Here is a 12,615-nt window from a genome sequence, read left to right on the forward strand (position 1 = left end):
ACGCATTGTAAATAGGTCAAGGCCGTTCTCATCCGTACGTTTTTCCGCGACCCTGCATGTCCGAAACCACGAATCCGCCCTTACTTCCTGACGCCCTCATTGAGCGAGCCGCTCGCCGACTCAAGGTCATGGGGGATCCCGTGCGTCTGAAGTTATTGAACCTGCTTCGAGTGCACGAGGAGCTGTCCGTGCAGGCTCTCGTCGATGCATCCGGGCAGCGACAGGCGAACGTGTCGAAGCATCTTGGCATCATGATGCGAGAGGGACTCGTGAAACGACGAAAGGAGGGAGTGAATGCGTACTACTCGCTGGATGACCCCAGTCTCCCCGGGATTTGTCTTTTGATCTCGAACACCATCGAGGATACAGAGACCGCGTCTGAGTAGCCGCGTTCGGTCGGTTCAACGCCGGACAAAGCATCTGCACCTGTGACGTCGTGGACCATGTCTGTGTGGAAAATCATGAACACCGATAGCACGACGTATCGCCAGCGCCAGATTCTACTCTTCGCCACTGGGGCGGTCATGTTGACGGATCCGTTCCTGTCGATCTTTCGGACGGATGAAATGATCGCGGGTGTACCGGTTCTGGTCGTGGCATTGTTCAGCATCTGGGCCCTTCTCATCGTCGGAGTCGCCTGGCTCATGGAGCGCGGAGGGCCCGATCCACTGCGGACTCCACCGCCAACAGACGATTATACGGGGTAAGTCTCGCACGTCATGGCACCTAGCCTCGTCCTACTTCTTGCGACCGCTTACCTCGGGCTGCTCTTTGCGGTCGCGTATTATGGTGACGAGCGAGCGGAGCGGGGTCGGTCGATTATCGCCAATCCGTACATCTACGCCCTGTCCCTGGCGGTGTACTGCACGGCGTGGACGTTCTACGGCAGTGTGGGACGGGCGGCCACGTCCGGGCTCGGTTTTCTGCCGATCTACCTGGGCCCCACGCTCATCGCCGTGGTCGGCTGGATCCTCATACGGAAAATTGTCCGTATCAGCCGGTATCAGCGTATCACGTCCATCTCTGACTTCATTGCCTCCCGCTACGGAAAAAGCGCGAGGCTTGCGGGGGTCGTCGCTGTCGTTGCTCTGATGGGAGTCGTCCCCTACATCGCGCTGCAGTTGAAGGCGATTGCAACGAGTTACACGGTTCTCGTGAGTCCGTCGGGCGGCCTGCCAGGCTCCGGTCTCGCCCCCGGCGGCGTGGACACCGCGTTCTGGATTTCCCTCTTCCTGGCCGCGTTTGCAATTCTTTTCGGCACGCGTCATCTCGATGTCACGGAGCGCCACGAAGGACTCGTCGCGGCAATCGCGTTCGAGTCCGTCGTCAAGCTGGTGGCGTTTCTAGCCGTCGGACTGTACGTCACGTTCGGGATGTTTGATGGCTTCAGCGATTTGTTCGCTGCAGGGGCGGAGGTGCCAGCGATTCGTCAGTTGTATTCCCAAACCGACCCGGCGGAGGCATCGGAGTGGATCTGGCTCACGGGTCTATCGATGCTCGCGTTTCTGCTTTTACCCCGCCAATTTCAGGTGGCTGTCGTCGAAAACGTGGATGAACGCCACATCCGAAAAGCCACGTGGCTGTTTCCCCTCTACCTTTTCGCCATCAATCTCTTTGTCCTGCCGATCGCGGTCGGTGGGCTACTCACGTTCGGCGATGCGGCAACGGCCGATGCGTTTGTCTTGTCTTTACCTCTTTCGGCGGGCAACGAGGCGCTTGCTATGCTCGCCTTCATTGGCGGGTTGTCAGCGGCAACGGGAATGGTTATTGTCGCGACGACCGCTCTCAGCACGATGATCTGCAACGACCTGCTCATGCCCGTGCTGCTCCGGATTCCGGCGCTCCGACTGGCCGACCGGCCCCGACTTACTGGCCTCATCCTCGGACTACGCCGCGGAGCCATTATCGTCGTTTTGCTGCTCGGATACGCCTATCTCGAGACCATTGGCGAGAGCTACTCGCTCGTGTCGATCGGGCTGATTTCGTTTGTCGCGGTCGCACAATTTGCCCCGCCGTTGTTGGGCGGACTGTACTGGCGCCGCGGCACGAAGTACGGGGCGCTTGCCGGACTCCTCGCCGGGGTCGCCGTCTGGGGATACACGTTACCCCTTCCATCGCTCGCCGAAACGGGCTTTTTACCCAACGCTTTTGTAGAGGATGGCCCGTTCGGTATCGCTCTTCTGCGGCCGTACGCGATGTTTGGTCTCGATACACTGTCTCACATTCCCCACGCTCTTTTCTGGAGCCTGTCGATCAATACCGGTTTGTACGCGGCCGTGTCGCTTTTCACCACGCCGACCGTGCTGGAGCGATCGCAGGCGCACCTCTTCGTCGAGGTATATCGACACGCAAAGGGACACGATCCGGTCCGCCGAGCGACGGCCTCCGTTCGAGACATTCGGATGCTCCTCCAGCGCTTTCTGGGTTGGCGACGGACGGAACGGGTGATGGAGGAGTATGCCAAGGAGCATAGGAAGGACCTCGATGCTCTCGACGAAGCCGATGAAACGCTCGTCCGGCACGCCGAGACCGCACTCGCGGGGGCGATTGGTGCCTCCTCCGCTCAGGTTGCCGTGAGCTCCGTCGTGAAGGAGACACCGCTACGACTACACGAGGTATTGAGCATTCTCGACGAAGCGCAGCAGGTTCTCGCGTACAGCCGAGAACTGGAGCGGAAACAGGCCGAACTGGAAGCCACGACGCGAGACCTTCAGGCGGCCAACGAGAAGCTCAAGCAGGTCGACCGATTGAAGGACGATTTCGTGTCGACCGTGACGCATGAGCTCCGGACGCCCCTTACTGCCATTCGGGCCCTGACGGAGATCCTTCACGCCAATCCCGATCTCGGCGTGACGGAGCGCACGGAGTTTCTCGACACGATCCAGCGGGAGACCCGCCGGCTCACGCGTCTGGTCAATCAGGTGCTGGACCTGCAGCGTCTCGAGGCCGAGCGTGTCGATCTAAGCCAAACGGTGTATCTTGAGGAGGTGCTCCAGGATGCTACCTCAGCCATGCAGCAGTCCATCGAACGTGATGGAGCGCGCCTACATGTTGCAGGATTAGAGCATCAAACGCCCATCGCTGGCGAGCGTGACCGGCTCATGCAGGTCGCACTCAACCTATTATCGAATGCTGCAAAGTTTTGCAACGAGGAGATCCGAGTCCGACTCATTCCTGGCGATCCCGTCATTTTCGACGTGCAGGACGATGGGCCGGGCATCTCCGCCGATGATCAGGATGCTATCTTCGAGAAATTCCGGCAGCTGGAGTCCGGTACCACGCCAGGAGGCGGAAGCGGGCTGGGCCTTGCTATCGCACAGAAAATCATCCACGCTCACGGCGGCGTTCTGAAGGTTGACAGCGAACCTCGCGAAGGAGCAACCTTCTCTGTCCATCTTCCAGCCGTCAAGGACAAGAAAATGGATCCTTCTGAGACCGTTGCAACGGGAAATGATGGATCCTCCAGATCTGCCTCGTTTTCAGCATCAGACCCGTCTTGAAATCACCCCGCTGACGCAATGTCCGATCGTTCTGATACATCCTCTTCAGATTCCGATACCGATCCCCTTAGTCGGAGCGTGCTCATCGTCGATGACGAACCGAGTATTGTGGCACCGCTCAAGTTTTTGATGCAGCAACAGGGGCACAGCGTTCGTGTCGTGACAACGGGAGAAGAGGTCGTTCCCGCGATGGAGAAAGACCGTCCAGACCTCGTGCTACTGGATGTCATGTTGCCGGAAGTGACAGGGTATGAGCTCTGCGAAACCATCCGGGGACGAGGTGAATGGCGGGACGTGAAAATTATCATGCTCACGGTGAAGAGTCGCGAGGCAGATATTGAGAAAGGCAGAGCGCTTGGCGCTGACGCATACATCACCAAGCCGTTCGGAATTCAGGATGTCCTCGACACAGCACGTCGGCTGCTCGATCCATCCTGACGGACATCCTCTCGTCCCGCGCGTCGTATGTCATCGAATCGTTTGTTATCTGTGCCTGCACACCGCTCACACGTGTCATCCTCTCCAGAAAAAATCATCGATGCTCTCTTGCAGGCGCTGGAGGGGGCGGTGCTTGTATGTACTGCAGAAGGAACAATTTTGCAGGCTGACCGCACGGCTCAGGACTGGTTTGGTGCCGGAGCGGCGCCCGGAGGTAGCATTTTGGACACGCTGGCTCACGGTGAGGCCAGAACGTGGTTTGAACACGCACAGAATGAGGAAAGGGATGAGCTCCCATTCTCGTCGATGGTCGTGACGAATGACGGACGATGGGTGGAGGCGACGCTGCATCCTGCAGAAGATGACGAGGTGGTGCTTCAATTGAAGACAGAGATGTCGTCGACCGATGCGGCCCCCGTCCCGCACGAAGTCCTGCGGGATCTGATCGAAACGATGCGGGAACCGCTCGCCAGCGTGCGTGCTGCGGCTGAGACCATGGCGCTCTATCCATCGATGGATAGAGCGGCCACGACCCAGTTCATGAGCATCGTCGAGGAACAGACGGCCGCGCTGTCGGACCGGCTCGATGCGGCTGTAGCTGCATACGCGAGGCTGTATCGTCGTGCTGGACCGCTGCATCCGATCCATGCCGGCGAGTTTACGACGGCTCTTGCACAGCATCTCGACGACAACCTGTCAATCGATGTGTCCGCTCAGCCCATGGCGGAGGAGGTCGACGCGCGGTTGCTCCTTGACGCTCAGGCCATCACCGAATCCCTGACATTCCTGGCGAACCGTATCGAGAATGCGGCTCGATGCACGGCGCTCCGCGTCTCCGTTGAGCGTGTCCGCTCTCTTGCGGCACTCGATCTCAGCTGGGAGGGCGGAGCCGTCACCTCCGCGCGCATCCGGGAGTGGGAGCAGTCGACGATCACGTGGGGCGACAGCATCATTAAGATGACGCTTGCGGAGATTCTCGATCACAACGATGCGCAGATGATTATTCAGACCGATCACGGCGACAGCAGTATTCGCCTGCTGCTCCCAATTTCGGATGACATGTCAAGTCGGTAAGAGAATCCCCTACAGCAGATCGCGACCGTGCCCCGCACCAAGCCGGGCCCATCCCGCCGGTATAGATGTGGTTAAGGTGCGGTTATCTTCTCTGATGTGCTCGATATGACGACGTTCAAGCGCCAGACGCTCCAGTTCGTCAGTCCGGGGATTGGACCGGGCGCCGGGAATACAGCGCCACGGCACGTCGCTGAGCACTTGACCTCCGTCTGCAGCGGTCTGCGGCCGCTTTCCTGAGTGAAAACCAAAAAGTTGGGCACAACCTTGAATCGGTGGCCTTCTTTAATTACGTTTTGGTAAACTATTCAAGAAAGCGCTTCCGGTGCAGCCACGAAACGGCGCTCTTGTCACCGTGTGCCGGCGAGATATTGCTGGATGGTAATTAAAGCAATCACCCTCACCACGATCCAAATTTGTCATGGCAGAGCAGGACACGAAAGTAACCGCGGCCTATTCGGGAAACGAAGAAGTGTATCCACCATCTGATTCGTTTCGATCGAAGGCCCACGTTGCTTCCATGGAGGAGTACGAGGAAATGTGGCAGCGCTCCGTCGACGATCCCGAGTCATTCTGGCGAGAGAAGGCCGATCGCATCGATTGGTTTGAACCGTTCGAGACTGTAAAGAATGTCTCGTACGAACCGCGCAACGTGAGCATTAAATGGTACGAGGAGGGCGTTCTGAACGCCTGCTACAACGCTGTCGATCGGCACCTGGATGAACGTGCGGATCAGACGGCGTTTATTTACGAGCCAAACGACCCGAATACGGAGGAAGCGCAGCACATCACGTATGCGGAGCTGCACGAAAACGTCTGCAAGTTTGCAAACATCCTGAAGAAGAACGGCGTGAAGAAGGGGGATCGGGTGACGATCTACCTGCCGATGATTCCGGCGGCCGCGTACGCGATGCTTGCCTGTGCTCGCATCGGTGCGCCTCACTCGGTTGTCTTCGCCGGGTTCTCGCCGGACTCACTGTCCGACCGGATCCTGGATTGTGAATCCACCTTCCTCATCACCGCCGATGAAGGCGTCCGCGCCACGAAGACGGTGCCGCTCAAGGAGAACGCGGATCAGGCGCTCGAGAAGTGCCCCGACGTGGAGACGGTTCTCGTCGTGCAGCGCACCGGTGGCGACATCGACTGGACGGAAGGTCGCGACATCTGGTACCACGAGGAGCTTAGCACGGTCGACGCGGAGTGCGAATGCGAACCGATGAATGCGGAAGATCCGCTCTTCATCCTCTACACGTCAGGCTCGACAGGCAAGCCAAAGGGCGTTCTGCACACGACCGGTGGCTACTGCGTCTTTACCAGCCTCACGCACGAGTACGTCTTCGACTATCACGAGGGCGACGTCTTCTGGTGTACGGCGGACGTCGGGTGGATTACCGGTCATAGCTACATCGTCTACGGGCCGCTCATCAACGGCGCGACCCAGGTCTTCTTTGAGGGCACACCGACCTACCCCGATGCGTCTCGCCTATGGGACGTTGTCGACAAGCATGACGTCAACATCTTCTACACGGCCCCGACCGCGATTCGCGCGTTGATGCGGCAGGGGGATGAGTACGTCGAGAAAACGGACCGCTCCTCGCTGCGCGTCCTGGGAACGGTTGGTGAGCCCATCAATCCCGAGGCCTGGCGCTGGTATTACAACAAGGTCGGCAACGGCAAATGCCCGATTGTCGATACATGGTGGCAAACGGAAACCGGTGGAATCATGATCACCCCGCTTCCGGGCGCCGTCGCGCAAAAGCCCGGTGCGGCCTCGAAACCTTTCTTCGGTATTCAGCCCGAAGTGGTCGACAACGCGGGTAACATCCAGGAGGGGGCGTGCGAAGGCGTCCTCACGATCGCCGACTCGTGGCCGGGACAGATGCGCACCGTCTATAAGAACCACGAGCGCTTCCAGAATACGTACTTCTCCCAGTTCCCGGGTAAGTACTTCACCGGAGACGGATGCCGTCGCGACGAAGATGGCTACTACTGGATTACCGGTCGCGTGGATGATGTGCTTAATGTAAGCGGTCACCGGATCGGCACCGCTGAACTGGAAAGTGCTCTGGTCGCTCACGACCAAGTCGCGGAGGCGGCCGTGGTTGGCTTCCCACACGAGGTGAAAGGACAGGGAATCTACGCCTACGTTACGCTTCTGAAAGACGTAGACCCGAGCGAGGAGCTTCGTGATGAACTCGTTCAGTACGTCCGCGAGCACATCGGGCCGATCGCCAAGCCGGACTTTATCCAGTTCACGCCATCGCTACCGAAGACTCGTTCGGGCAAAATCATGCGTCGCATCATCCGCAAGATTGCGGCCGGCGAGTTCGATGATCTTGGCGATACCTCCACGCTTGCTGACCCAGGTGTTGTGGAAGAACTGATCGACGAACGCAAAGGCATGTCAAACGGATCGTAGGGGGAAGGCCGTCGCGGGTCTCCGGTTGCCGCCGGAGGCCCCTCGGCGCGCCGATGACCCTTGTGCAAAAAAAGAACGCCTCGTCCCAGGTGTTGAGCCAGTAGGACGAAGCGTTCCATGTTCGAAGCCCTCTCATATATCGCCGACGGATGCGTTGCCGCGCATCGTCGGCCGGCGAGAGGGTCAGAAGCCCACTCATATGTTTCTCGGACAAACCGATACTAGCACGATATGGACTCGCTACAGATACGAACGCCCGCTGTGGGGGGCGGTTTCGCGGCCGTACTCGTCATTCTGCTCTTCTTCCTGCCTCAATCATCTCTCGCGCAGGAATCCGATGACGGGCCTTCCCTGAACGTCAGCGGCTTCATCAAGAGCTCGTACTTTTACGACTCGCGGGACGTTATCACCGCGCGGAACGAGGACTTCCTCCTGTATCCGGCACCGGACGCCAATCCCGATGGGGATGACGCGAGCGATACCGACAACCTATCTGCGTTCCAGCTTTTCTCCCGACTCCGTCTCAGCATCGGCAATCTACCGGATGCGCTCGGGGCCGACGTGACCGGTTACATGGAGGCGGACTTTTTCGGTCCGGGGACGGTCACGGACGCGGTCGGCCAAGAGAATATTTTTCGCCTCCGCCGCGCGTTTGCCAACATGTCCTGGGACAATCGAGAAGTGAAGTTCGGACTGGAGTGGTCTCCGCTCTTCACGCTCGGCGCGTACCCGCACACGGTGGCGACGGAGGCCGGAGCGCCGTACAACCCGTTCGCTCGCCAGCCCATGATCAAGTTGACGCTGAAGCCCGGAAATCTTCGGCTTATCGGCATCACGTCGTGGCAGTTTGATGCCTTCCGGGAGGCGGACTTCCTGGGCGTGAACGGCATCGATTTGCAGCAGCAATCTGCACTCCCTGGCCTGCACGGGCATGCTCAGTATGTCGGCGACAACGGCTTCCTTATTGGGGCCGGTGGCTATCTTCGCTGGCTCCGTCCGGTTGCCACGGGGGACCGTGTCCCTCTTGGGGCGGGAACGGCATACCTGGCGTATTCGACCGACGCGATGGCACTCCGTGCAAAAGGCGTATACGGCAGCACGCGTGATCACGTGATGCCGGGCGGATTCATTTACGACCCTGGCGCGGATGACATCGAGAACGGACAGCCGCAGTACGTGACGGATGCATTCTCGCAGCTGAACACGGCATCCGGCTGGCTTGAGATCGAGAAAAAGGGGACGGTTGCTCCCGGGCTCTTCATCGGTTACCTGAAAGCGCTTGGCTCGTCCGACGACATCACGAATTTCGGCAGTGTCGGGACGACCAATATCATCGGAGCGACCCGTAGCCCCAACCTGGAGAGTGTCTTCGATATCTCTCCGCGTCTGGCATTCAACTACGGAGCGCTCCGGCTCGCGCTTGAAGCACAGTTTACCAGCGCAACGTACGCTGCGTCACTCGACGAGAACTACGCCCCGAACGGCGATACCGATTCTGTTCTCAACGTCCGCGGCAATTTCACGGTCTTTCTCTTCTTCTAAACGCCTCCACGGACGGCACACCGTCTCCAACCGAACCCTTCCGTCGTATAGCATCCGTCAAGACCATGTCTGAACCCACGATTGACCGCGTCACCTACTGGCGCACCCAAATCCGGCGAACCGCGATCCTTCTCGGGGTCTGGTTCGTGGTCGGATTCGTCCTCAGCATTTTTCTCGCCGAGCCGCTCAACAGCTTCAGTTTCGGCGGGGTGCCATTCGGTTTCTGGATGGCCCAGCAGGGCAGCATCTTCGTTTTTGTCAGCTTGATTCTGATTTACACGCTCGCCTCGAACCAGCTCGACCGCGAAGCGGGCGTCGAGGAAGCCGAAGGCAGCACGTCCTCTGCCGGTCAGGGTCACTGACCAATGCATTTGTCTCCCCGCCATTTGTATCACCTGAAGCGATAACATCTCATGGGTATTTTAGGCTGGACCGCCGTCTGGGTGGTCATCACATTCTCAATCTACATCGGCATCGCTATCTGGAGTCGCGTTGCCGATACAAGAGGCTTCTACGTCGCCAGTCAGGGTGTGCCTGCCGTTGCAAACGGCATGGCTGTGGGTGCGGATTGGATGAGTGCTGCCTCGTTTATCTCGCTCGCCGGGATCGTTTCGTTCATCGGATTTGACGGTTCTGTCTACCTGATGGGCTGGACGGGCGGTTACGTGCTCCTCGCGTTGCTCCTCGCCCCGTACCTTCGCAAGTTTGGCGAATACACGGTACCGGACTTCGTCGCCCGACGCTACTACTCGAAAACCGCCCGCGTCGTGGCGGCTGTAGCCGCCCTCTTCGTCTCGTTCACATACGTCGCCGGCCAGATGAGAGGCGTTGGCGTCGTGTTTAGCCGCTTCCTCGGCGATTTTCTAGCGCCGTTCGCAACTGCAATCGGTGTCGAGGTCGTCACGATAGGTGTGACCATCGGTATGATCATCGTCGCGCTCTACGCCGTTCTGGGTGGCATGAAGGGCGTGACATGGACGCAGGTCGCGCAGTACTGCGTGCTCATTATCGCCTATCTGATTCCTGCAGTCGCCATTGCGGCGGAATTGACCGGGAACCCGATTCCACAGGGTGCTATTGGCGACGTGGTGCCCGTGTTGAATCAGCTTTCGGCTGATCTGGGGCTCGACATGTACACCGGTCCATTCAGCAATCTGAGTATGCTGAATGTCTTTTGTATTACGTTCGTGCTCATGGCGGGCACGGCGGGGCTTCCGCACGTGATCGTCCGGTTCTATACGGTGAAAACCGTTCGGGATGCGCGCTGGTCGGCGTTCTGGGCCATCGTGTTTATCGGCATTCTGTACACGGTTGCGCCGGCGATAGCCATGTTCTCCCGTCTGGAAATCCTGCAGTCGTTCAACGAACTCGGTGCGCAGGGTATGGCGCAACAGCTTGGCTGGGTGCAGAACTGGACCCAGGCTGGTCTGATCGAGTCGTCAGGCTGGACCGCGGATACGACCGTCCAGCAGATGCTCGGCGGCATCGACCGCGACATCATCGTGCTCGCCACGCCGGAACTGGCCGGGCTCTCCGCCTGGGTCGTCGGACTCGTCGCGGCCGGTGGTCTCGCTGCTGCCCTTTCGACGGCGTCCGGTCTGATGATCGTGATCAGCTCGTCGCTTGCGCACGACATCTACGGTGAGGTCATCAACCCGGATGCGTCGGAGCAGAAGCGACTGCGCGTGGGACGTCAGGCGATCTTTGTCGGCGTCATCGTTGCCGGTCTCGCGGGGATCTACCCGCCGGGCTTCGTGGCTGAAGTGGTCGCATTCGCGTTCGGTCTCGCGGCTGCCAGTTTCTTCCCGATCCTGGTTCTCGGCATCTTCTGGAAGCGATGCAACCGTCAGGGTGCCGTTGCCGGCATGATCGCCGGCCTTACGTTTACCTTTGTGATGATCGTCCTCATGCGGATCCACATCATCACCAGAGGCGCCATCGCCGAGCCGTTTATCGATTCCTTCCTCGGAATCAACGCGCAGGGAATCGGCATTATCGGCATGCTAATCAACTTTGCGCTTACGATCGGGATCTCCCTGAACACGCCCGCACCGCCGCAGAAAGTTCAGGATCTGGTGGAGCAGGTTCGCTATCCACGCGAACTGACACCGGACGAGCTGAAAGAGGCTGTTGCCGAGGCACGTGGCTAATCTTCGCGAATAGATTCGCGACAACGTAGATCGTAGCGGGGTCCGCTCGGCGGGCTCCGCTACGTTTGTCTTGCAAAAGCACCGGCGTGCCTTTTCCCGAACGAACCATTATTCTTCATCGGGTACGGCGCGATTGCACCTCGCATAGCAGAACGACGATCTCCGTTCGCTCAACTGACAGTTTTCCACAGTACAGACGTTTAGATGAATAACTTCTGGCGATATCTGGCGCTCGCTTTCGTTCTATTCGTTGCTGCCCTGGCATTCATTGCCGTCCGAAACTGGGATACCGTTTCGCTTGCCTGGGACAACGCGACCGCACTTCAAGAGGGACGTCAGGAGGCGGCAAACATTCAGACGCCGGACGCGCTCGCCGAATACCTGGGAAATCACCCGGAGAAAGTATCTTTGGCCGTTCTATCTGCGTCGGGGGAAGTGAAAGACACCGTTCACGCAACGGTGGACCGCCCGCTTCATCGTCTCCCGATGATCGCGTTACTCACGGATGCCTCGCGAATGATGGACGAAGGGGCCCTGGATTCTACGGAGCAGATCCCGATCTCGGAGATCGGTCGATTTGCTCTCCCCGGGCTGACTGCCTCCGGTCATGAGCGAATGGTGGACTCTCTTTCCGTAAGCGGTGCGATCCATGACGGAGCCATCGCACTCGGTGATCTTTTCGAGGCAATCCACATATTTGAGAATCAGGCTGCAGCGGACTGGCTGATGATGCGAATGGGACGCGACGCAATGACGTCCTTGCCGGATCGTCTGAGTCTATCTGGAAGCATGGCGCCCCAGCCGTACAGCGCGACGTATCTGACGTGGATGCAGGCTGTTCGGGATTCATCGGCCGGCAAACGTCCACCTGTGGACTCATTTCTCGGAATGGAGGCCAGAGCATACCGGGATCGGGTCTACTCAATCGCCGATCGACTTTCGAGCGATGGCGCCTACCGAACGGAGAAAAAAGAGGAGTTGACGACGCGGGGCACGGACCTGAGCGTTCGGCAGCAGCGTGACTACGCCATGGCGACGTTGCCGCGGGGGACGGCCCTCGACTACGCCCGGCTCATGGCAAACATTCGGTCCACACCAGGTGATGGATGGCCACGGCTCCGATCGGTTCTGGAACGTCCGGTCGGATCGACGGATCGCTTGACAACCGCCGCCGGGGCCGATACACTTCGTCCCGATACGATGGACGTAGCCTTTGACGCTGCGAGCGTTCGCGTTGTTGCAGACGTAGCAGGAGCGCACCCGGGCATGCTAACCCTTGCCGGCTACGCGAGAACGAATGCGGACGATCGTGCTCGCGTTGTCGTGTTGACGCTTCACGATCTGCCGATCGCCGTCTTTTACCAGCTCGCTCAGACAGGGATTGACAAGGGTCTTTTTCTCGAGTTACTCCTCGATGAGCAGGCGACGCAGCGCTTCATGAGAACCGTTGATCATGGAAACGATGAATCAGCGCCGACGCGGTGAACAGGTGCGG

At 59.0% G+C, this 12,615-nt stretch carries 10 protein-coding genes; all 10 read left to right on the top strand.

Annotation, left to right across the window (positions count from 1 at the left end; translation table 11 throughout):
- Window positions 1-56 precede the first annotated feature (56 nt).
- The 10 genes from CRI94_RS12760 (at window position 57) to CRI94_RS12805 (ending at window position 12,605) form a co-directional block, all read left to right on the top strand.
- Window positions 57-386, top strand: a complete 330-nt coding sequence (locus CRI94_RS12760; RefSeq protein ID WP_098076319.1) for an ArsR/SmtB family transcription factor — start codon at window positions 57-59, stop codon at window positions 384-386.
- A 57-nt stretch (window positions 387-443) separates the two neighbouring features.
- Complete coding sequence (locus CRI94_RS12765; RefSeq protein WP_218919394.1) at window positions 444-707, top strand: hypothetical protein; 264 nt, start codon at window positions 444-446, stop codon at window positions 705-707.
- 12 nt (window positions 708-719) lie between these two features.
- Window positions 720-3,500, top strand: coding sequence for an ATP-binding protein (locus CRI94_RS12770; protein WP_098076321.1), 2,781 nt, complete (start codon window positions 720-722; stop codon window positions 3,498-3,500).
- Window positions 3,501-3,518: 18 nt separating this feature from the next.
- Window positions 3,519-3,938 carry a response regulator transcription factor gene (locus CRI94_RS12775; protein ID WP_098076323.1) on the top strand — a complete coding sequence of 140 codons (420 nt, stop codon included), beginning with the start codon at window positions 3,519-3,521 and terminating at the stop codon, window positions 3,936-3,938.
- A 72-nt stretch (window positions 3,939-4,010) separates the two neighbouring features.
- On the top strand, window positions 4,011-5,012 hold the full coding sequence (locus CRI94_RS12780; protein ID WP_098076325.1) for a nitrogen regulation protein NR(II): 1,002 nt from the start codon (window positions 4,011-4,013) through the stop codon (window positions 5,010-5,012).
- 418 nt (window positions 5,013-5,430) lie between these two features.
- A complete protein-coding gene (gene acs / locus CRI94_RS12785) occupies window positions 5,431-7,428 on the top strand; it encodes an acetate--CoA ligase (RefSeq protein WP_098076327.1) in 1,998 nt (665 codons plus the stop codon).
- Window positions 7,429-7,659: 231 nt separating this feature from the next.
- Window positions 7,660-8,970, top strand: coding sequence for a hypothetical protein (locus CRI94_RS12790; RefSeq protein ID WP_098076329.1), 1,311 nt, complete (start codon window positions 7,660-7,662; stop codon window positions 8,968-8,970).
- 65 nt (window positions 8,971-9,035) lie between these two features.
- Window positions 9,036-9,332 (top strand): DUF4212 domain-containing protein, encoded by a 297-nt coding sequence (locus CRI94_RS12795; RefSeq protein ID WP_098076331.1) that lies wholly within the window; start codon window positions 9,036-9,038, stop codon window positions 9,330-9,332.
- 51 nt (window positions 9,333-9,383) lie between these two features.
- On the top strand, window positions 9,384-11,120 hold the full coding sequence (locus CRI94_RS12800) for a sodium:solute symporter family protein (protein WP_098076333.1): 1,737 nt from the start codon (window positions 9,384-9,386) through the stop codon (window positions 11,118-11,120).
- A 204-nt stretch (window positions 11,121-11,324) separates the two neighbouring features.
- Entirely contained in the window at window positions 11,325-12,605 is a 1,281-nt protein-coding gene (locus tag CRI94_RS12805) for a hypothetical protein (RefSeq protein WP_098076335.1), read from the top strand.
- The last annotated feature ends 10 nt before the right edge of the window (window positions 12,606-12,615 follow it).

It is taken from the genome of Longibacter salinarum (assembly GCF_002554795.1).
Classification (GTDB): Bacteria; Bacteroidota; Rhodothermia; order Rhodothermales; family Salinibacteraceae; genus Longibacter; species Longibacter salinarum.

Coding starts and splice junctions, on each gene's coding strand:
- CRI94_RS12795 (WP_098076331.1), top strand. CDS start 9,036: ATGTCTGAACCCACGATTGACCGCGTCACCTACTGGCGCACCCAAATC.
- CRI94_RS12770 (WP_098076321.1), top strand. CDS start 720: ATGGCACCTAGCCTCGTCCTACTTCTTGCGACCGCTTACCTCGGGCTG.
- acs (WP_098076327.1), top strand. CDS start 5,431: ATGGCAGAGCAGGACACGAAAGTAACCGCGGCCTATTCGGGAAACGAA.
- CRI94_RS12760 (WP_098076319.1), top strand. CDS start 57: ATGTCCGAAACCACGAATCCGCCCTTACTTCCTGACGCCCTCATTGAG.
- CRI94_RS12765 (WP_218919394.1), top strand. CDS start 444: ATGTCTGTGTGGAAAATCATGAACACCGATAGCACGACGTATCGCCAG.
- CRI94_RS12790 (WP_098076329.1), top strand. CDS start 7,660: ATGGACTCGCTACAGATACGAACGCCCGCTGTGGGGGGCGGTTTCGCG.
- CRI94_RS12775 (WP_098076323.1), top strand. CDS start 3,519: ATGTCCGATCGTTCTGATACATCCTCTTCAGATTCCGATACCGATCCC.
- CRI94_RS12805 (WP_098076335.1), top strand. CDS start 11,325: ATGAATAACTTCTGGCGATATCTGGCGCTCGCTTTCGTTCTATTCGTT.
- CRI94_RS12800 (WP_098076333.1), top strand. CDS start 9,384: ATGGGTATTTTAGGCTGGACCGCCGTCTGGGTGGTCATCACATTCTCA.